Annotated in this window: 17 protein-coding genes; 6 read left to right on the forward strand and 11 right to left on the reverse strand. The window is 55.4% G+C overall.

Annotation, left to right across the window (positions count from 1 at the left end):
* Window positions 1-58: 58 nt before the first annotated feature.
* Both epmA and E2H98_RS13470 read left to right on the forward strand, forming a co-directional pair.
* Entirely contained in the window at window positions 59-1030 is a 972-nt protein-coding gene (gene epmA, locus E2H98_RS13465) for an elongation factor P--(R)-beta-lysine ligase (protein WP_133591680.1), read from the forward strand.
* A 3-nt stretch (window positions 1031-1033) separates the two neighbouring features.
* Window positions 1034-1912: a phospholipase A gene (locus E2H98_RS13470; RefSeq protein WP_133591682.1), complete on the forward strand. Its 879-nt coding sequence runs from the start codon at window positions 1034-1036 to the stop codon at window positions 1910-1912.
* Window positions 1913-2036: 124 nt separating this feature from the next.
* Here E2H98_RS13470 and E2H98_RS13475 read toward each other — a convergent pair whose 3' ends face one another.
* From E2H98_RS13475 to asd, 4 genes are read right to left on the reverse strand one after another with little or no spacing between them, the layout of a single operon-like run.
* Window positions 2037-2363 (reverse strand): hypothetical protein, encoded by a 327-nt coding sequence (locus tag E2H98_RS13475; RefSeq protein ID WP_133591684.1) that lies wholly within the window; start codon window positions 2361-2363, stop codon window positions 2037-2039.
* 42 nt (window positions 2364-2405) lie between these two features.
* Window positions 2406-2633 carry a DUF350 domain-containing protein gene (locus E2H98_RS13480; protein ID WP_133591686.1) on the reverse strand — a complete coding sequence of 76 codons (228 nt, stop codon included), beginning with the start codon at window positions 2631-2633 and terminating at the stop codon, window positions 2406-2408.
* Window positions 2634-3869 (reverse strand): hypothetical protein, encoded by a 1236-nt coding sequence (locus tag E2H98_RS13485; protein ID WP_133591688.1) that lies wholly within the window; start codon window positions 3867-3869, stop codon window positions 2634-2636. It abuts the gene before it with no gap.
* Between the two features lie 21 nt (window positions 3870-3890).
* A complete protein-coding gene (gene asd / locus E2H98_RS13490; protein ID WP_133591840.1) occupies window positions 3891-4733 on the reverse strand; it encodes an archaetidylserine decarboxylase in 843 nt (280 codons plus the stop codon).
* 117 nt (window positions 4734-4850) lie between these two features.
* On the opposite strand from asd, the gene E2H98_RS13495 reads away from it, so the two are divergent.
* From E2H98_RS13495 to E2H98_RS13510, 4 genes are all read left to right on the forward strand, one after another.
* Window positions 4851-5564, forward strand: coding sequence for a DedA family protein (locus tag E2H98_RS13495; protein WP_133591690.1), 714 nt, complete (start codon window positions 4851-4853; stop codon window positions 5562-5564).
* Window positions 5565-5814: 250 nt separating this feature from the next.
* Window positions 5815-7815, forward strand: coding sequence for a bifunctional 3-deoxy-7-phosphoheptulonate synthase/chorismate mutase (locus E2H98_RS13500; protein ID WP_133591692.1), 2001 nt, complete (start codon window positions 5815-5817; stop codon window positions 7813-7815).
* A gap of 222 nt (window positions 7816-8037) precedes the next feature.
* Window positions 8038-8232: a hypothetical protein gene (locus E2H98_RS13505; protein WP_133591694.1), complete on the forward strand. Its 195-nt coding sequence runs from the start codon at window positions 8038-8040 to the stop codon at window positions 8230-8232.
* Window positions 8233-8459: 227 nt separating this feature from the next.
* The gene (locus E2H98_RS13510; protein WP_133591696.1) at window positions 8460-9344 is read left to right on the forward strand and encodes a DUF1853 family protein; all 885 of its coding nucleotides are present in this window, start codon (window positions 8460-8462) and stop codon (window positions 9342-9344) included.
* A gap of 6 nt (window positions 9345-9350) precedes the next feature.
* On the opposite strand, the gene E2H98_RS13515 is transcribed toward E2H98_RS13510, so the two are convergent.
* The 7 genes from E2H98_RS13515 to E2H98_RS13545 are packed head-to-tail and all read right to left on the reverse strand — an operon-like array spanning window position 9351 to window position 19559.
* A complete protein-coding gene (locus E2H98_RS13515; protein WP_133591699.1) occupies window positions 9351-12416 on the reverse strand; it encodes a hybrid sensor histidine kinase/response regulator in 3066 nt (1021 codons plus the stop codon).
* A 14-nt stretch (window positions 12417-12430) separates the two neighbouring features.
* Complete coding sequence (locus E2H98_RS13520) at window positions 12431-13459, reverse strand: protein-glutamate methylesterase/protein-glutamine glutaminase (RefSeq protein ID WP_198325126.1); 1029 nt, start codon at window positions 13457-13459, stop codon at window positions 12431-12433.
* A 12-nt stretch (window positions 13460-13471) separates the two neighbouring features.
* A complete protein-coding gene (gene cheD, locus E2H98_RS13525) occupies window positions 13472-14077 on the reverse strand; it encodes a chemoreceptor glutamine deamidase CheD (RefSeq protein ID WP_133591701.1) in 606 nt (201 codons plus the stop codon).
* On the reverse strand, window positions 14074-14937 hold the full coding sequence (locus E2H98_RS13530) for a CheR family methyltransferase (RefSeq protein ID WP_232475415.1): 864 nt from the start codon (window positions 14935-14937) through the stop codon (window positions 14074-14076). The genes cheD and E2H98_RS13530 overlap by 4 nt, the downstream gene beginning before the upstream one ends.
* Window positions 14915-17263: a methyl-accepting chemotaxis protein gene (locus E2H98_RS19475; protein WP_133591703.1), complete on the reverse strand. Its 2349-nt coding sequence runs from the start codon at window positions 17261-17263 to the stop codon at window positions 14915-14917. The genes E2H98_RS13530 and E2H98_RS19475 overlap by 23 nt, the downstream gene beginning before the upstream one ends.
* A complete protein-coding gene (locus tag E2H98_RS13540) occupies window positions 17263-17781 on the reverse strand; it encodes a chemotaxis protein CheW (protein WP_133591705.1) in 519 nt (172 codons plus the stop codon). The genes E2H98_RS19475 and E2H98_RS13540 overlap by 1 nt, the downstream gene beginning before the upstream one ends.
* Window positions 17778-19559 carry a chemotaxis protein CheA gene (locus tag E2H98_RS13545; RefSeq protein ID WP_133591707.1) on the reverse strand — a complete coding sequence of 594 codons (1782 nt, stop codon included), beginning with the start codon at window positions 19557-19559 and terminating at the stop codon, window positions 17778-17780. Before E2H98_RS13545 ends, E2H98_RS13540 begins: the two co-directional genes overlap by 4 nt.
* Window positions 19560-19571 lie beyond the last annotated feature (12 nt).

Genomic DNA, 19571 nt, shown 5'->3' on the forward strand with positions numbered 1-19571 from the left:
GAAGGCATTGAATCTGCGACAATAGCGGCTCTGTTGCACTCTATACGCTTGCTCACCCATGATCCTCGCCTCCGGCTGGCAACCCTCTGCTTCCCTCGACGCGCTGCGCCTGCGCGCGCAAGTTTTGCAGCAGATCCGTGTGTTTTTCGCGGCCCGTCAGGTCATGGAAGTGGAAACGCCGATACTGTCCGAAGCCAGCATCACCGATGTTCATCTTGGCTGGCTCGAATGCCATTGGCAGCCGGCCGGCATGAGTCAACCAAAGCGCATGTTTCTGCACACCTCGCCGGAATTTCCGATGAAGCGTCTGCTATGCGCTGGCAGCGGTGATATCTATCAACTGGGTAAAGTGTTTCGCGATGATGACGCCGGCCGTTTTCATAACCCGGAATTCACCATGCTGGAATGGTATCGGCTCGGCTTTGATCACCATGATCTGATGCGTGAAGTCGATGCGTTGCTGCGCGTGGTATTGAAATCGGAAGGTGGTGAGTTTATCCGTTACCGCGAATGTTTCGAGCGGGTGCTGAACATCAATCCGTTCACGGCCGAACTGGCTGAGCTGCAAACGCTTTGCCGACAAAAAGCCGGTTACAGCGGCGAGCCAATGGCGCGTGACGAAAGCCTGCAATTATTGTTCGCGCATCAGATTGAACCGACGCTGGGTCACACCCGCCCTTGTTTTGTTTTTGGTTTCCCGGCCAGTCAGGCAGCGCTGGCGCGTATCGATCCCGATAACTCGGATGAGGCCTGTCGCTTCGAGGTTTATGTTCGCGGCGTGGAACTCGCCAATGGTTTCCACGAATTGAGTGATGCCGACGAACAGCTGCGGCGCTTTCAGCAGGACAATGAAAAGCGCAAGCAGCTTGGTAAACCGACCGGCAGCATTGATCAGCGTTTGATCGATGCCTTGCGTGCTGGCCTGCCGGATTGCGCCGGTGTTGCGCTCGGTGTTGACCGCCTGATCATGTTGGCAATTGGCGCCGAGCATATTGAACAGATCATTAGTTTTCCGATAACTCGAGCGTAAGAAATGAAACGAACATTTGTAGCGGCTCTGCTGGTGGTCAGTGCGGTCAGCACAACGGCTCAGGCGTTTGATGCCGATGGCCAGGGCTTTGATGGCGGTGATGACAACGGTGAAGAACGGGAGCTGAAACGCGACAGCCAACGTAATGCGTTGACCCAGCAAATGAACAGTGACCGTGGTGTGTCCTGGTACAAGGATTTTTTCATCGCACCGTTTACCTACACCGAGGATTACCACGGTCGTGAATCGGAAGTGGTATTTCAAATCAGCTTCAAAGCCAAGCTGCTCAACACGCCGCTGTATTTTGGCTACACCCAACAAAGCTATTGGCAAGCGTATAACTCGGATGAGTCGGCGCCATTTCGGGAAAGCAATTACGCGCCGGAATTCTTCTGGCGTTTTGCTCCAGGTGAATGGTGGTTGGACAATATCGGATTGGATTTGGGCCTTGAACACCAATCGAACGGTCAATCTCCGGAATTTTCTCGCTCATGGAATCGCCTCTACGCCGGCCTGTTTCATCACGATGAGCGGCAATCGTTTTACGGACGGATCTGGTATCGACTGCCGGAAGATGAAAAAAAATCGCCGGATGATGTCAAAGGCGATGACAACCCGGATATCACGGACTATCTCGGCTATGGCGAATTGATTTGGCGTTACTGCCTCGACAAAGAGGCCTGCTACAACCTGATCACGACCAAGCTGCGCGGTAACCTGAATACCGGTAAAGGCTCGGTCGAAGTCAGCTGGATGTTCCCAACGCTGTCGGAAAACACCAGCTGGTATGTGTTTGTGTTCAACGGTTATGGCGAAAGCCTGATCGACTATAACGACAGCACCACACGGATTGGTTTGGGTGTCATTTTGCGTCCGCGATAGTTGGTGCGAGATTTCCGTTCACTCGTTACTTTCATGTTACATGGCCTTGCTTGATGCAGGACCATCGATACCTCAAACGAGGCGCAATGCATTGGATTGGGGGATGGCGAGTATTTGGTAATTCTCAGACTTTCATTTGCTTGCGGTTTGTATACTCGCTATCGAGTGCTACTCCGCAGTGTGGCCAATAATTGAAACGGTACTTCTTGAGGCTTTTATAAAGTCTAATCGTGTTGCCAAAAAGGAATGAGAAACTGCAGTTTGGGCAGTTCACCAGATAGGCCGAAAGTCCGTAGACGAGGGAAAATCCAAGTAGCGAAAATATGGCAATAGTATATCGATTATCGCTTTTCTGAAGCTCAAGGTTAATGAAGAATATTGCCGCAGCGCTGACAAAAATTATAAAAAGCCTAACAAGGTTCCGCTTCCATAAATAATCACGGATGGTCATCTTTAGTTCCTTTGTCTATCGGACTAAAACCCCAGGCTGAAATCAACTTAGCGCTATCGCGACCACAACACCAACAAACAACAGCAGTGTCGAATAGAAAATGGCCGCGGCGATATTGCCGTCGCGGATCTCTTCAATGAAATCGATTTTCCGATAAATGAATTTGTCGATCAGCACCAGCGCAATGACGCTGATCACCAGAGCAATGACGGCGTACGCGATGTTGATGCCGTAGTACTGCAGCATCTGGCCGAAGCTGGAAATTTCCATTTATTGATCCTCTATTGGAAACGGGGTTTCTGGCATGTCATCAAGCCAGCCGATGGCCCAAGCAGTCAGCGGCTGAATATCGGTGTCCTGCAAGCGTGGATAGGCGTAGTGCATGATATCGGTGGTCGCAAACGTGGCGGCATCACGAATGTTGTACAGATCGGCGGCACCGAACAAGTGCAGCAGTTCGTGGGTTTGCGTTACTGCCACACGAGGCCAGTTGTTGTGCTCAAGCTTGTGAGTAATGACCGCCAGTTCGTCATCGCAGCGATGTAAGCTCAGTGGTTTGGCCGGTGGTTTTTTGTCCGGGCGCTGATGATAGAAACAGCGGAACGCAAACGAGCGATCGGTTTTAGGGTAGTGCAGCATCAGCGCTACCTGATCGATGTCGTCGCGTTCCAGCAATGAGGCATACAGCCTTTTCAAGCCGTCATGTTCTTCGCCATAAATCAGCGACGAGAGAATCGCGCGGCCGCGAAAGGCTTTGTGAAAGCCGGTGAATTCGCTGCTTTGCGCCGTAAAGGTTTGGCTGATGAAATTCAGCTCGCCATCGCGATAACGGTGTTGACGGGTCAGCAACCAATCGCGCATATGTTGCTGTGCTTGCAAGGCCAACAAGCGTTCTTTGTTGCCCCAGTGTTCATCGCCAGTCAAATCGACAAACACATTGGCGATCAACACGGTTTTCGTCAGCGTTCGAGCTGGACCGGCATCGCGATTGGCGACATAGCGCTGCTGAAAGTTGCGCTCGGCTTGCATCTCGCGGAAATGCCGCTCCAGTTTGCTGCGATGCAGGCGCTGGACATCATCGTCCTGATAGCGCGCCGCTTGCGACCAGGCTTGCAACGCCAGATACCAATGCCAGCGCCGTTCGTGCTGTGCAGCCAGTTGTTGCCAGAGCCAGCTGAGTTGTTCCGCGTCCGGCGTTTCGTGCGCACTTTCGCGTTCGATGATCTGCTGGAGTTCGACAATGGTTTTGTCCGGGTCTTGACGGAAATGCGCTATCGCCTGTTGCACTTCGTTTCGCAGCGAGTCCTCGATGTCAGGGCGAACGTCATCATCGGAAAAAATAAACCAGGTGATAGCCGCAAAAAACAGCCAGGGCCAGAAGCGTCGGCGTTTCGACGCCGCCATCTGACGGCCAGCACCATCGTGATATGGGCACAAACCCTGGGCGTTCAGAAAATAACGACAGGATTTGCCATTGGCTCGCGGTTGCCCGCAACGCTTTGCCACCGGAATCGACTCGCGTTGGAATCAGTCCGCGCTCATCGCTTCGCCAAGGCGAATCGCGCGCGCATTTTGCCAATAATCCGGTAACTGCCACTGGCCTTTTGGCGCCAGCATGACGACCGTTGAACCGAGCAGAAAGCGGCCCATCTCGACGCCTTTGTCGAGCACAACATTTTGCTCATCGTAATGCCAGTCGATGATTTTTCCTGGCCGTGGCGGATTGACCACGCCATGCCAAACGGTGGCCATGCTGCCGACAATCGTGGCACCCACCAGCACCATGACGAACGGCCCGGTTTCGCCTTCGAACACGCAGACGACACGCTCATTGCGCGCAAACAAACCCGGCACTTGCCGCGCCGTTAACGGATTAACCGAGAACAACGCACCGGGCACATAGCGCATCAGCTTCAGCTTGCCTTTGGCTGGCATATGAATGCGGTGATAATCGCGCGGGCTTAAATAAAGCGTCGCGAAGCTACCGTCACGAAATTGTTCGGCCAGTTTGGCGTCATCGCCCAGTAGCGTCGTGGCCGTGTAGTGATGGCCTTTGGCTTGAAAAATGTGCTCGCCTTCAATCGGACCGCATTGGCTGATGGCGCCATCAACTGGGCAGACCCAGCGGTTATTGCTGATCGGGCGGGCGCCGTCTTTCAACGGTCGGGTGAAAAATTCGTTGAACGAACGGTAATGGGCCGGGTCTTCATGCAGCGCTTCGCTCATGTTGACCTGGTAGCGATTGATGAACCAGCGGATGGCGCGGGTGGTGGTGGCGCCGGCCTCTTTGCTGGCCAGTTTGCCGGCCAGCACCGTCAACAATTGTTTCGGCATGAGATACTGCGGCATTACCGCCAATTTTTCAGACAACACGGGCAGGCTCCGGACTCGGGTGGGCATTGGGGTCAAAAACGGGGCGCAAATATAGCATGCGGGTACGGCCACAATGGCAATCCGCGACACAAGACAGAAGGTGGATTAAGACGGATGTGGCAAGACCTATTGAACTGGGCGCAAGGGCATACCGAGTGGGCGGTGCCGGTGGTATTCCTGTTCGCGTTTCTGGAGTCGCTGATTGTCGTGTCGCTGTTTGTGCCCGGCTGGTTGCTCTTAGTCGGTATGGGGTCGCTGGTCGGGGCCGGGGTGTTGCCGTTCTATCCGATTGTCATCGCGGCCTATTGTGGCGCCGTCATAGGTGAATCGCTGGGCTTCTGGGTCGGCGCCCGTCATGCCGAGTGGGTGCGGCAGGCAAAATTTGCTGAGCAGCACCGGGCACTGCTCGATCGTTCGGTCACCGCCTTCGCCCGCTATGGTCCGCTGGCACTGGTTTTGGGGCGCTTTATCGGGCCGATCCGTGCGGTGCTGCCGTTTGTTGCCGGTGTCATGCACTACCCGTGGCGGCGCTTTCTGCCGATCAACCTGCTGTCGGGTCTGGCCTGGGCGCCGGCCTATCTGCTGCCGGGCATGGTCGTTGGTGCCTCATTCAATATACCGCTGAAAAACCTCTGGCCACTGGCGTTCCATTTCGCGCTGATCGTCGCGCTGGTTTGGGCGCTGGTGCGGCTGTTGCCGGGCTACCGGAAATCGGCTGCCGTGGTCGGCGGCCTGATTCTGGCGCTGGTCATCGTGCTGCCGTTCACCGGTTACTGGGGCGTGTTTTTGCAGGTGCTGCGCCAGTTGAATCAGGTGATTCATCCCTGACGATACAAATCGTTATAAGCCATTTCATTGACACCAGGTGGCTCAGCTCACTAGATTCGGTTTCATGAATACACGCGCTCACAGCTTCTTTTTTTATTTTGACTCTCCAAAAGGCCGGGGAGGGCGTTGACGCGTAAGTAAATCAGCGAAAAGCCTAAGAAAACCTCCCCAACCGGGGAGGTTTTTTTTTTGCGTACTCGCCGGCAGTTTTTTGAACACGACTCATCAGGAACACCCAAGGAGAAACGACATGGCAAGCAAGAACCCGGCGCTCGGCGAGCTGCGTGAGCAGATCAGCGAGCTGGATAATGAACTGATTCAGATGCTGGCCAAGCGCCAGGCGCTGGCAAAAGCGGTGGCCGAAAACAAGCAAGGCTCGGATTTGCCGCTACGCGATATCGAGCGCGAAAAACACCTGCTCGGCCAACATGTGCAAAAGGCCCAGAGCCTTGGCTTGAATCCGCGCTTTGTCACTCGGGTGTTCCATACCGTGATCGAAGAATCGCTGCGCACCCAGCGCCACACCTTGCAGCCACCATTGAAAGCCGCGCGCGTGGCCGTGCTCGGCGGCGAAGGCTCGTACAGCGCGGAAGCGGCGAAAGCCTGCTTTGCCGACAGCGAGCATCAATTGGTCGCCGGTCAGCAGTTTGCCGATGTCGTGCGCCTGCTGCGTCAGGGGGAAGTCGATTACGCCGTGTTGCCGATCGAGAACAGCATCACCGGCGCCATCAGTCCGGTCTATGACCTGCTGCGTGATGGCGATTTGTACATCGTCGGCGAACATTACCTGCCGGTGCGTCATACGCTGTTGGCCAAACCCGGCGCCACGATAGCCGGTATTCGCCGGGTGCTGGGTCACCCGCAGGCGCTGGCCCAGTGCGAGCACTTCCTGCAGGAAAATCGTTTACCGCTGCGCTACTGCGACAGCACCTCCGAGGCGCTGAAAACCGTTGCCGGCAGCGATGAGGCCTTGGCCGTTATTGCCGGTGAAGAAGCGGGCGCCAAGCTCGGGCTTACCGTGCTCGCCGACAAGATCGCCAACGCCGCCGATGTCGAAACCCGTTTCATCGTGCTGGCCCGGCAGCTGCAATCGGTGGCGAAAGCGGTGCAGGCGAAAAGTTCGTTACTGTTCTGCACTTGGCAGCGCCCCGGTGCGCTCGTTGATGTCTTGCAAGTGTTCCGCGATCGCGGCATCAACCTGACTCGCATCGAATCGCGCCCGATGCAGGGCGAGCCCTGGCAGGTGATGTTCTTCGTCGATGCCGAAGGCAATGTCGAAAGCGAAACCTTTGTTGATGCATTGCAGGCGATTGCCCGCTGCACCCGCCTGGTGAAAGTGCTCGGCTGCTACCCGAGCGAGCGGTTGCCGCCGGCGCAGGTGCCGGTGGCAGTGCTGGCACAATCAGAGCAGCAGGACACCGCCGCAGCACCGGCGCCGGTCAGCGCACCGGTTAAATCCAACAAAGCATGGAAGCTCGCCAGTCGCGCGCACAAACCGGAAGACACCGTCATTGAGGTCGGCGGTGCCAGCATCGGCGGCAACGGCTTTATTGTCATGGCCGGGCCGTGCTCGGTGGAATCGGAACAACAAATCGAGCAATGCGCCGAGTGGACGGCACGTCACGGCGCCAGTGTATTGCGCGGAGGCTGCTTCAAACCGCGCACCTCGCCGTATGCGTTTCAGGGTTTGGGGCTGCCGGGTCTGGATTTGATGAAAGCGGCAGGTAGCCGTCATGGTCTGCCGATCATCACCGAAGTGATGGCGCCGGAGCAGGTCGATGCCGTGGCGCAACAAGCCGATATTCTGCAAATCGGCGCCCGCAACATGCAGAATTTTTCGCTATTGAAAGCGGTAGGCCAATGCCATCGGCCGGTGATGTTGAAGCGCGGTTTGATGAACTCGGTTGATGAATTGCTGCAAGCAGCCGAATACATTCTGGCCGGTGGCAATCAGCAAGTGATGCTCTGTGAACGCGGTATTCGCACGTTCGAAACGGCGACCCGCAACACACTCGACTTGAGTGCGGTGCCGGTGCTGCGGGCGCTGACGCATTTGCCGATCATCGTTGATCCGTCACATGCCGCTGGCCGTCGCGATTTGGTCGAGCCGTTATCGCTGGCGGCAAAAGCCGTTGGTGCCCACGGCATCATTGTCGAATTCCATCCGGAACCGGAGAAAGCGCTGTCTGATGGTCCACAGGCGCTTTATTTCGAACAGTTCGCCAACATGATGCGCAAGTTGCACGCCTGATTGTGATGTATCGCACAAAGCCTGTGATGTACCGTTACGCTTGGTACGAAAGTCTGTGAGCTTTCTCCCACAGCAACTCAAGGCTAATCAGGACAAAGACTGCCGCTAAAACCGGCAGTCTTTTTTTCGTCCGCCGACAATACTGACAGCATGACCAAGACGGTCTTGAAACATCCAGTCTCGCAGGGTCAACCTGTTAACAGCTTCAGCGGAGGTCGCATCATGGATAAGGGCAAACACCAGTGGGTTAATTTCACTCGTGGTCGGGTACGTTTACTGGGCTGTGTCTGCTGCGGACAAATGCAGTTGCCGAGCAATATCGAGTCAGCTTGCCCGCAAACACCGTTGGCGGCCGGCGTGTTGATTCGCAATGGTTATCGCTGCGAATCATCTCCGATGCTGACCGCATCGATGTAAGGTGTTTTTCTGGGTTAAACGGTTTTCTTTCCTTTGCATCGTGACGTTTCTTTCTATCGTGGAGTGTAATCCGGGATCTGTTGCAGTTGAGTGACCGGATGGGGTTCCCCTACTTGATGGCCGAATGATTCGGCCATTTTTTTTGTTTGCGCTATTTCCAGCCGTTGGCGTGCAGGCGCGCTTGCTGCTGTGTAGACTGGTTGCCTGTTTGCACACAAGGCAGCGCGATGGAACAACGCATCCGGCAACAAATCATCTGGGCGTTCAATAGTCCACCGTTGCTGGCCGCCTCACATTTTTCCTCACTGGTTGATCAATCCTTGCTGGAGCTGCCGGAGTCGGCGGTGGAAGCGCTGGATGCGGCCGAATCACTGGAGCACTTGATTCGACAGAACGAGATCCCAACCCGACTCGGTAAATTTTTTGAGCAGCTGATCAGCGCTGGTTTGCGTTGTCACCCGCGCTGGCGCGAACGGCTCAGTAATTTGCCGATTCAGGATGATGAGCGCACCGTCGGTGAAATCGATTTGATTGTTGAGCAACTGCCCAGCGCGCGTATCGAACACTGGGAAGTTGCCGTCAAGTTTTACCTCGGGCTCGATCAGCTCGATAACCCTACCTATTGGTTTGGTCCGCGTCTGACGGATCGCCTGGCGATCAAATTGAACAAATTGTTTCATCATCAATTGCCACTGGCTCGCTGGGCGCAAAAAGAAGGCAAGTTGCCGTCGGATTTGGCCACCATCGCCGAGAGCAAGGCGCTGGTCAAAGGCCGCTTGTTCTATCCGCTCGATCAACTGCAGCGAACAGCACGCTTTGCCAACGCCGAACACGAGCGCGGCGTTTGGGCCAGCGCCTCGCAATGGCGGGCCTGGCTCTTTTCCCATCCGGATGCCCGCATCACCGCGCTGCGCAAACATGATTGGTTATTGCCGAGCCTGGCTGAGCAGGCGGGCGAGGATTTCAAAAGCTGGTTGCTTGAGCAAGGCGAAAGCATCAGCGAGCCGCAGGCGTTTTATTTGCGCTCGCCAGCGCTGACGCAGATGATTTTTGTTGTGCCGGATTCCTGGCCGGATGCAGCGCGCGACAAAGCGGCCGATAGTGACGAGTGATCCGGCTTAAGTGATTTGCTCGGCGAGCAGCCGATCCAACTCGCTAATGGTTTCAGCCAGGCGATCAAATTGCTGCTGTTTCAGCAAGCTTTCACCGTGACCGGCCAGCGTGCTTAACTCCATCATCATGAAACTGCCGGCAGAGCCTTTCATCTGATGCAGCAACCTTTGCAAGGCCGGCCAGTCCTGGTTGGCCATCAGCGTGTGCATTGCTTCCCGATCAGCCGGCAAGCGCTGCCGGTACTTTTCTTTCAGCGGCAACAAAAAAGCGGGTAGCTCCGGTGCTGAGCGCGGCGTGCGTTCGGCTGGCAGATAACGCTGCATCAGCGCGTACAGCTGTGGCCGGTCAACCGGTTTACCAAGGCACTCATCGCAGCCCTGATCGAGAAAATGCGCGCGCTCGGATACCTGCACATCGGCACTGAGCGCGATGATCGGTTGCTTGAATCCCTGCTGGCGTAATTGCCGGGTAGCCTCCATACCATCCATCTCCGGCATGTTCATATCGAGAATCAACAAATCAAAGCGTTGCTCAGCGCATTGCGCCAATACTTCACGGCCATTTTGTGCGCTGCTGACCCGAACACCGGTCGGTTCGATAATGGCTCGCAACAACAGGCGCAGATCGGCGACGTCGTCAGCAATCAAAACATGGCCACGCAAACGCGGAATTGGTGTTGGTACTCGCGCGACAGCGGCAACGGTTTCCGGCGTCGCGCTCGCCGTGCTGATTGGCAATGCCGATAACCATTCGACTTCCGATGGCAGATTCAATGGCAGCGTAACGGTAAACACTGAACCGCAATTCAAGTCACTGCTGACTTCGATACGGCCTCCCATCATCTCGCATAACTGCTGGCAGATATGCAAGCCCAAGCCGGTGCCGCCAAACTGGCGTGTGGTGCTGGAATCGGATTGTGAAAAGGCATTGAACAAGTTCGGTAGATGCGCTTCGCTGATACCGATACCGGTATCGCTGACAATCAATTGCAGGCGTTGCTCGTGACATTCAATACGCAACTCGATGATGCCTTCGTGAGTGAATTTCAGCGCATTGCCAAGCAAGTTGAACAGAATCTGGCGAATTCGCAGCGGGTCGCCGATCAGCATGGCCGGCAATGGCCATTGATACTGACTGCGTAGCGACAGCGATTTTTCCTGCGCACGCGGTTGCAGGCTGTGCACCACTTCTTCAGTCAATTGCAGCAAGGAAAATGAAATCTGCTCCAGTTTCATCTTGCCGGACTCCAGCTTGGCCGTGTCGAGTATGTCATTGACCAGTGCCAGCAGGAATTCGGCATTGCGCAGTACGGTGTCGACCAGTCGTTGTGTTTCCGGTGTCGTTTCGAGCTTTTGCAATTGCTCGCTGAAACCGATGATTGCGCTCAGCGGTGTCCGCAGCTCATGACTCATCGTCGCCAGAAAGCGCGCCTTGATTTGCGCCAGTTGTTCAGCGCGGGTTTTCTCCTGCTGCAATTCCGCCGTGCGCTCTTGCACGCGCCACTCCAGATCGCGATTCAACAGGGTTTTTTCAGCGATAGCCCAGGACAACTCCTGATGCATCGTCGTCAGTCGAGTCAGCATTCGATTGAAGTCATCGATCAACTCCTGCAGCTCCAGCGCGTTGGCGCGCAAGCTGATCGGTGACAGGGAACCGTGATGCTGAAAATCAATCTGACGTACGCGCCTGACCAGCGCATGCAGCGGCGCTGTGTAACCGTGCATAAATCGCAAGGCCGCCAGATGAATCAACCAAATCAGCAACATCGATGTGCCAGCGGCGAGCAGCGTGTAGAGGTTGAAACGGCGCTGTGTGGACGACAAGTCTTGCGCCACCAGCAACTGCCAATCCGGGGCAGCCAACGGCATCTGATCGAGCAGGGCATTGTTGTGGCGATTCAATGGCAGTTGATGATCGGGTACCAGCAAGCTGTTGATGTGCCAGGTTCGTCCGTTATGCAGATTTTCCGGTATGGATGCGGTATCACTATGTTCGCCGACAACATGCAGCAGCGTATTGCCTTCGGCGTCGAGCAGACGCGTTTGCATGTGCGCAGGCGGTGATAAACGGCTCAGTTGGTAACGCAGACGTTCACTGTCGAGTTCGGCATAAAGCGGTCCGCTGGCCGGCATCAGCGTCGTGATTGGAATGCGACTATGCCAGTTTCCATCGTGATCAATATGATGCTGGAGATTGCCGATGCGAGTACCGGAGATCGGTTGCGGAAAATCATCGAGCAGCAGTCGCGGCAGCTCGCTACCGACCTCGGCGCCGCGTTGATTATCGGGGTGGCGCCAACGAATATGGGTCAGCGCCGGTTGATGCAGTTGCAGTTGGTGCAATACTTGTTCGGCGGCTGCTGGCTGCTGCCGATAATTCGACAATTGTGCCGCGCTTAGCTCCAGTGCGTCAGTCAGATTTTTCAGCGTGTACTGCAGTTGTTGTTGCAGTTGCATACGGTAGTGACCGAGCTGTCGTTGCAAGGCATTCAGATCCAGCGATATCAACATATGCAACGCCAGCGTCAGCAGTATCGCCATCGGTGCCGCTGCAAAAACCGCTACCCGACCGGCCAGTTGTTCGCGCAGCGAAGTTTGCGCTTGCTGGGTCGGGTTTTGCGACACGGCCAGCGACATTTCGGTGCCGAATCGATTGCCGATACCCGTAATCAGCAGCACCAGCATGATCAACAGCCCATTGACGATATCCAGTTGTAAACTTGGCCAGGCATACCAAATCAACACGGGCAACAGCAGTGACCATATCGCCAGTGTCGCTTTAATCGGCGACCAGCGCCGATGCCGATCGAAATAGCCGGTTAACAACCATTCCGTTACGCAGAGCACATGCAAACCGTGATCATCAAGCAGCCAGATGGCCAGCAGGAGTGGCGGCAGGCTCCAAAACCAACCGAGCCGACGTAGTAAGACGAGATAGCCCATGTTGCCAAGCAAGTAGGGCACGGAGTGTGGAATGTGAATCGCCAGCAAATAGCTGAGCAGCGACAGCAGGCTGACGTAAGCGCAGTAAAACGATCGATGGGCATTGAATGCCGGAAGGCGAAATTTCATCGCGATGACTCCCGCTACGTCTTCCAGCGAAAATGTGAGTTCAAACTCGGCGCAATGGCCAATAGCGGCAACACCGCATCAACCGCCTGTAAAGCAATGGCTTCTTTTGGCATGCCGAACACCACCGAACTTTGTTGATTTTGCGCGATGGTCAGCGCGCCTTGCTGATGCATCGCCAACATCCCCTGAGCGCCATCCTTGCCCATGCCCGTCAACAGCACGCCAATGGCATGACTGCCACAACTCGATGCGATCGATTCGAACAGCACATCCACGGAAGGCCGGTGATGATGACGTGGTGCTTGCTCATCAAGCGCCACCTGCAAGATGCCGCCTTGTCGACGCACACGCAAATGCCATCCACCCGGCGCCAGCAAGGCCACGCCTGGAGAAAGCGGTTCACCATCAACGGCTTCACGCACGTGCAAGGCACTTAACTGGTCCAATCGGCGAGCAAAGGTTTTGGTGAATCCGGCCGGCATATGTTGAACGATCAATACTGGCGGTGTGCTGGTATTGAGTGGCGACAGCACCGAGGCCAGGGCTTCGGTGCCTCCGGTTGACGCACCGACCGCCAACACTTGCGGGGTAATGCCTCGACCACTCGGTAAAGTATGCGCTTCGTGAGCACTGATCCGTTTCAGATTGGCGCTTGCCGCCGCGCGCAGCTTTTCGGCCAGACGTTGACCATATTCGATGAGCGACTCATTCGGTAGCGCGTTCGGTTTGTGCAGGTAGTCGACGGCGCCCAGCGCCAGCGCCTGCAAGGCGTATTCGGAACGTTCGGCGGTTAGTGAGGAAATCATCAGCACCGGCATCGGATGGCCATGCATCAAATGCTTGAGAAAATTCAAGCCGTGCATCCGTGGCATTTCAATGTCCAGCGTCAGCACATCGGGATTGCGCTGTTTGATCAATTCGCGGGCAACGTAAGGGTCGGGCGCTTCGGCAATCACCTGCATATCGCCCTGGGCATTGATCAATTCGGTCAGCACCCGGCGCGTCATCGCTGAGTCATCGACAATCATGACTTTGATGGTCATTCCCTGCACCACTCAGAACAGATCCACATCGCCACTGATCCGGCTATGTTGCAAACGTTCGATATAGTCACGTTCACGTTGCAACAAGGTATCGTTATTGATTCGACGCAAACGCTTGATCAGCACGCGTCCGGTGGCGGAGAAAAAATAAACCTTGCGTGGAAAGTCGGCGAGTAAATCCTGGCCGACCACCGGAATGTTTTCAGTGGCCAGAAACGACAACACAAACTCGGCGTTGCGGGTGCCAACGCCGCCGCGCGGATCTTTTTGCAGCATATTGCCGCCACCAAATACTTTTGCCACCAGCCGATTTTTCTGCGCACCGAGTTTCATCATCTGGTTCAGCAACAACTCCATCGCATGCACACCGTAGCGCGCCGAGGCATCGCTACCCGGCAGGCTGTCCGGTGTGCCGGGCAGCAAAAAGTGGTTCATGCCGCCAATCCCTTGATGGCTGTCATGCAGACAAGCCGAAACACAGGAGCCGAGCACGGTAACGATCAGCATGTCACGCCGGGTGGCGAAATACTCGCCGGGTAAAATCTTTGCTGCTTCGCAGGCAAATGCCGGGTCATAGTATTGACCGGGCGGCAAGCGTTGATCGCGGGAGTCATTCATGCTTGCTGCGCCTCGGTGTGTCGGTACACGGTTTTGCCGTGCAAACGAAACAAATCCTGGGCGTGGGGCAAGGTCTCCGAATGCCCGACAAACAGCAGGCCATCGGGCGCCAGCAATTTCTTCACCTTTTGCAGAATCCGGTACTGGGAACCCTTGTCGAAATAAATGAACACATTGCGCAGAAAAATGGCATCGAATTTTCCGCTCAGCGGCCATTCCGCTTGCTGCAGATTCAGTAACGAAAAACGCACCAGTTGTTGTACGACAGGCTTCACTCGCATCAACTCGGCGCGCTCGGCCTTGCCGCGTTGGAAAAACTGTCGCAAGCGTTCCGCTGACAGGTTACGGGCCTGGCCAATCGGATACACGGCCTGACGAGCGGTGTTCAACACCTGACTGTCGACATCACTGGCCATAATCGTCACCGGCGGTTGCCAATCACCAAACGCCTCAATAGCGGTGATGGCAATCGAATAGGCTTCTTCGCCGGTCGAGGTGGCACCAGTCCAGATACGCACTGGGCCGCTGCGTTGTTGCAGAAATTTTGCCAGCAGTTCGAAATGATGCGCCTCGCGAAAAAACGAGGTCAGGTTGGTTGTCAAGGCGTTGACGAATTCCGTGCGCTCCTCTGGCTGCTGTTCTACCCGGTTCAGGTAATCATGCAGGCTGGCCAAACCCAGAGCTCGCACCCGGCGCACCAAGCGGCTATAGACCAATTCATTTTTACTGGCCGACAAGGCAATGCCACTGAATTGATAAATCAGCGTGCGTGCCCGCTCGAAATCCAAGGATGAGAACGGAAACTCCCGTCGCCGGTCTTCACGCTTCGAAGAGGTTTCAGAATTCGGCCCAGTCATCATCTTCACTGCTGGGCAGTGGCGGCAAGGTTTGCCGCGCGCCGGTTGATGAACTTTGACGCGGTGATTGAATATGACGCCGCGGATTCACCGGTGCGCTGCGCCATTCCTGGCTTGCTTCATTGCCCACTTTGAAAAACGCCACGGTGGTTTTCAAGGCGCTGGCTTGTTCGTTCATCGATTCGGCCGTTGCTGCCGCTTCTTCAACCAACGCCGCGTTGTGTTGGGTAGTGTCGTCGATGCGTACGACAGCGGTATTGATTTGTTCGATGCCGCGCGCTTGTTCGGTTGATGCATTCGATATTTCGCTCATCAGGGTTGCGACCTTGTGCACCGACTCGACAATTTCCTGAATCGCTTCACCGGCCTGGCTCGCCTGTTTGTCGCCATGGCCGATACGGTCGACCGAATCGGCAATCAGCTGTTTGATTTCTTTTGCAGCCGTAGCCGAACGCTGAGCAAGGTTGCGCACTTCGCCGGCAACGACGGCAAAACCGCGTCCTTGTTCTCCGGCTCGTGCCGCTTCAACGGCGGCATTCAAGGCCAGAATATTGGTTTGGAAGGCGATGGTATCGATCACCGAAATGATCTCGGCAATTTTGCGTGCCGATTCATTGATGCGACTCATGGTCATGACGACATCATGCACCATCTGGCCACCACGTTGTGCTTGCGATGAGGTGTCGCGGGCCAACGCGCTGGCCTGCTTGGCATTATCCGCATTGTGTTTGACGGTGATGCTGAGCTCCTCCATGCTCGACGCCGTTTCTTCCAGATTACTGGCCTGTTCTTCGGTGCGCGCCGACAGATCGATATTGCCGGCCGACAACTCGGCCGAAGCCGAAGCGATCGCGAATGCCGATTCGCGAATCGCAGCAACCATGTCGCGCAGTCTATCCATCGTGTTGTTGACGTCGTTTTTGAGTTGGCCAAATGTACCTTGATATTCACGTTCGATACGTGGCTGCAGATTACCCTGGCCCAGCGCGCTCATGACCCGAACAATATCGTTCAAAACCGATTGCGTCGATTCGGTCATCGAATTGATGCCATTGGCCAGTGTCAGGAAAAAGTTCTCCTTGTTGCCAATATCGATGCGACCACTGAAATCCCCGCTCGTGGTGGCCTGAATGACGGCCGCGATTTCCTGCTGAATGCGGCGCTCTCGGGTTTTGTCCTGCCATTCAATGACAAAACCGATGCGCTGATTACGTAGATCGAGCACTGGATTGATCGTGATGTCAAAATGCAACGCACCGATGCGCATTTCGCGGAACAGGCGAGTATCGAGCTGCGCCAATAGCTGCTGTGGGCTGGTACCGAGCATCAGCAGCGGGTCGATGATCCGGCCAATCAGCTTCTGCTCGTCGAGATCGCTGACCTGCTGGCGCAGTTCGTTACGGTGACGGGCCAGCATCGAAACCATTGATTCATTGGCATAAATGATCGTGCGATGGTTATCGATGATCATGACGGCGCTGTCGACCTGATCGAGCGCGGTGCGAATACGGGCATTCTCATCGGCTTTACGTCGGTTTTCCTGCAACTGGGTTTGCATCACCGCCATCGCCGCGACGACGCTTTGCTGGTCGCCGGATTTGACATGCAACGGGTAATCCAGCTCACCGCGCGCCACCGCGTTTGATGCTTCCCATAGCGTACGCGGTTCGGCCCCCAGGTCTTGTAGTAGCGAACGGGTAACGCGATAGCTGAAGCTGAGGGAAATGACAATCGCCAATGCGCCAACAATGATCAAACTCCATTCGGTAAAACGGACGTTATCGTTCGAGGTCGTGGCTTCGGAATGCGCCAACGCGGTTTGAAAGTTGATGTAGGCTTCGGTGCTGCGGATGCTATCGAGCAGTGCTGGTCGCATGATATCGACGACGTTGGCACGGGCTGCATCGAGTTGGCCAGTTTCGACTTGGGACTTCAAGCGGCCAATATGGCGATGCATCGTTTGTACGCTATCCTGTAGACGATCGTAAAGCCGCAGACCTTCGCTGCTGCGTGTCGCCGCTTTCAGCAACACCAGTTCTTCATCGATCAGGGCTTTGGCGCTGTCCATTTGCGCGAACATTTCCTGGCGAAACGATGGCGAGGTATCGACAAACAACAGGTAGGAGGCGCGGGCGATATCGTTGATTTGGTTGACCACCAGATTGGCGCGCGCCACCGTTGGCATGCGGTCGGTGGTCAAATCATCGAGCAGGCGACTGACCGCGTTCATTTGTAGCGTCGCAAAAACCAGAATGAGGATCAGCATGCTGCCCAGCACACCGAATCCAAACATCAAACGGTTGGCGACGCTCCAACGGGAAATGCCCATTATTCTTGCTCCTGATTCGATGGTTCGATGGCCTCACGATCCACATCCGTTTCGTCGATCAATGCCATGTCTTTACTGCTCAATAAGCCTTCAATATCCAGCAGCACAATCAAGCGATTCTCAATCGCCAATAATCCCTGTAGGTAGCGGGTGTCGAACGCCGCCGATAGATTTGGCGGCGGTTTGATTTGGCCAGGGCTAATCGTGATCACATCGGAAACGCTGTCGACGACCAAACCCACTGAGCGTTGTTGCCATTGCAGAATCATCACGACGGTGAATTCATTGTAGACCGGCTGACTGACGCCAAAGCGGATGCGTAGATCGAGAATCGGCACGATTTCACCGCGCAGATTGATTACGCCTTTGATAAACGCCGGGGCATCGGCCAAAGGCGTGACGGCGGTGTAACCGCGAATTTCCCGGACATTTAAAATATTGATACCGTATTCTTCGCTGCCAAGCGTAAAGCTCAGAATTTCTTGCGGCAGCACATGGTCATTTTGGGTGTTGCTCATGCCTTGCCTCCCTGCGTGCGGGTCAGCAATTGTTCGACGTGCAGGATCAACGCCACCCGGCCATCGCCCATGATCGTTGCCGAAGAAATATTGGCCACTTTCTTGTAGTGCGTTTCCAGGCTCTTGATCACGACTTGCTGTTGTCCGCAGAGTTCATCGACCTGCAAGGCAGCACGCTGACCTTCATGTTCAAGCACGACAATCAACGCGTGTTCTGGCGCAGAAAATTGCGGTGTCAGGTTCATCAACTGATGCAGTTGCAGTAGCGGCAGGTACTGGCCGCGAACATTGATCATCTGCGGTTGACCGGATACCGCACGAACATCACCCGGCTGTGGCTGCAGCGACTCAACAATGCTCTCCACGGGAATGACAAAACGCTGCTCACCGACAGCGACGACCATGCCGTCCAGGATTGCCAGCGTTAGCGGCAATCGTATCGTCGTCTGCGTGCCCTGTCCTGGTGTCGAGGAGAGTTCGACACGACCATTCAGCTCGGTGATATTGCGTTTGACGACATCCATACCGACACCACGACCGGAAACATCGGTGACCTGTTCGGCGGTGGAAAAACCTGGTGTGAACAACAACTGCCACAGATCCTTATCAGGCGTCGTGTCGCTGACATTAAGACCTAGCATGCGTGCTTTGTTCAGAATTTTCTGCCGATTCAAACCGGCGCCATCATCGCTGATGGTGATGACAATGCTGCCGCTGCTTTCGTGCGCGGCAAGCTTGATCGTGCCATGTGCGGGCTTGCCCTGTTGCAGCCGTTGCTCTGGTTTCTCAATGCCATGATCGATGCTGTTGCGCACCAGATGAGTCAACGGGTCGCTGAGTTTTTCCACCAGGTTTTTATCCAGTTCGGTATGCTCACCGACAAATTCCAGTTCCACGGCTTTGCCGAGCTGCATGGATAAATCGTGCACGACGCGTGGAAAACGATTGAACACCATGGCAATCGGCACCATGCGAATCGACATGACGGCGCTTTGCAAATGGCGGGTGTGGCGCTCCAATAAATTCAGCGCCTGTTGTTGCGGTGAATCGAATGCCAGCGTTTCGGCATGGCTCTGTTGCAACATCGATTGCGCAATGATCAGCTCACCGAGCAGGTTGATGATCTGATCAATCTTGTCGACATGGACTCGTATCGTCGCCGTTTCACTACGGCGTTTTTTCGCTTCACTTAAGGTTTCAACCTGAGTAGCTGGCGCCGCTGCTGGTTCGGGTAATGGCGCAGCGATAGTTGAGGGTTCGCTGGGTTGCTCGTTTGCCGGGGCGGGGGTGTCAAAGAATCCGTAGGCTTCGCTGGTCGGCACCGATGAGCTGGGCGCGAAAAAACCATAGCCTTCGTCACTGTCCGGAATGGCTTCGCTGTCGTGTTCGGCGATCAAGGACTCTAACTTTTCGCAGGCGTCGTTGCAGCGCGTTAAATCCGGTTGTTGTTGCGCCCGGTAACTATTGCGCAATTGCTTCAAAACGTCGGTGGCGTCAAGTAGCGGCGCGGCCAGCTCGGCGCGCCATTTGATGTCACCACGGCGCAGCCGATCGAACAGGCTTTCCATGACGTGAGTTAACGAGGTCAGTGCGTGAAAACCAAAAATGCCGGCACTGCCTTTGATCGAGTGGGCGGCGCGCAGAATGGCATCGAGCGCGCCCGGTTCCGGCCGCTGACGGTTCATCGACAACAACAGATGTTCCATGACGCTCAGGTGCTCGTCGGTCTCTTCGAAAAAGACGTCAATGAATTGCCTGAGGTCGATGCTGACTGCCATGCGTACCCGGCC

This window comes from Permianibacter aggregans (genome assembly GCF_009756665.1).
GTDB classification, from domain to species: Bacteria; Pseudomonadota; Gammaproteobacteria; order Enterobacterales; family Permianibacteraceae; genus Permianibacter; species Permianibacter aggregans.

Bases quoted from the DNA above. Each gene is read 5' to 3' on its own strand.
- E2H98_RS13505 (WP_133591694.1), top strand. From the start codon at position 8,038: ATGGATAAGGGCAAACACCAGTGGGTTAATTTCACTCGTGGTCGGGTA.
- E2H98_RS13500 (WP_133591692.1), top strand. From the start codon at position 5,815: ATGGCAAGCAAGAACCCGGCGCTCGGCGAGCTGCGTGAGCAGATCAGC.
- epmA (WP_133591680.1), top strand. From the start codon at position 59: ATGATCCTCGCCTCCGGCTGGCAACCCTCTGCTTCCCTCGACGCGCTG.
- E2H98_RS19475 (WP_133591703.1), bottom strand. From the start codon at position 17,263: ATGGGCATTTCCCGTTGGAGCGTCGCCAACCGTTTGATGTTTGGATTC.
- E2H98_RS13530 (WP_232475415.1), bottom strand. From the start codon at position 14,937: ATGATGACTGGGCCGAATTCTGAAACCTCTTCGAAGCGTGAAGACCGG.
- E2H98_RS13495 (WP_133591690.1), top strand. From the start codon at position 4,851: ATGTGGCAAGACCTATTGAACTGGGCGCAAGGGCATACCGAGTGGGCG.
- cheD (WP_133591701.1), bottom strand. From the start codon at position 14,077: ATGAATGACTCCCGCGATCAACGCTTGCCGCCCGGTCAATACTATGAC.
- E2H98_RS13515 (WP_133591699.1), bottom strand. From the start codon at position 12,416: ATGAAATTTCGCCTTCCGGCATTCAATGCCCATCGATCGTTTTACTGC.
- E2H98_RS13510 (WP_133591696.1), top strand. From the start codon at position 8,460: ATGGAACAACGCATCCGGCAACAAATCATCTGGGCGTTCAATAGTCCA.
- E2H98_RS13545 (WP_133591707.1), bottom strand. From the start codon at position 19,559: ATGGCAGTCAGCATCGACCTCAGGCAATTCATTGACGTCTTTTTCGAA.
- E2H98_RS13520 (WP_198325126.1), bottom strand. From the start codon at position 13,459: ATGACCATCAAAGTCATGATTGTCGATGACTCAGCGATGACGCGCCGG.
- E2H98_RS13540 (WP_133591705.1), bottom strand. From the start codon at position 17,781: ATGAGCAACACCCAAAATGACCATGTGCTGCCGCAAGAAATTCTGAGC.
- E2H98_RS13480 (WP_133591686.1), bottom strand. From the start codon at position 2,633: ATGGAAATTTCCAGCTTCGGCCAGATGCTGCAGTACTACGGCATCAAC.
- E2H98_RS13475 (WP_133591684.1), bottom strand. From the start codon at position 2,363: ATGACCATCCGTGATTATTTATGGAAGCGGAACCTTGTTAGGCTTTTT.
- E2H98_RS13470 (WP_133591682.1), top strand. From the start codon at position 1,034: ATGAAACGAACATTTGTAGCGGCTCTGCTGGTGGTCAGTGCGGTCAGC.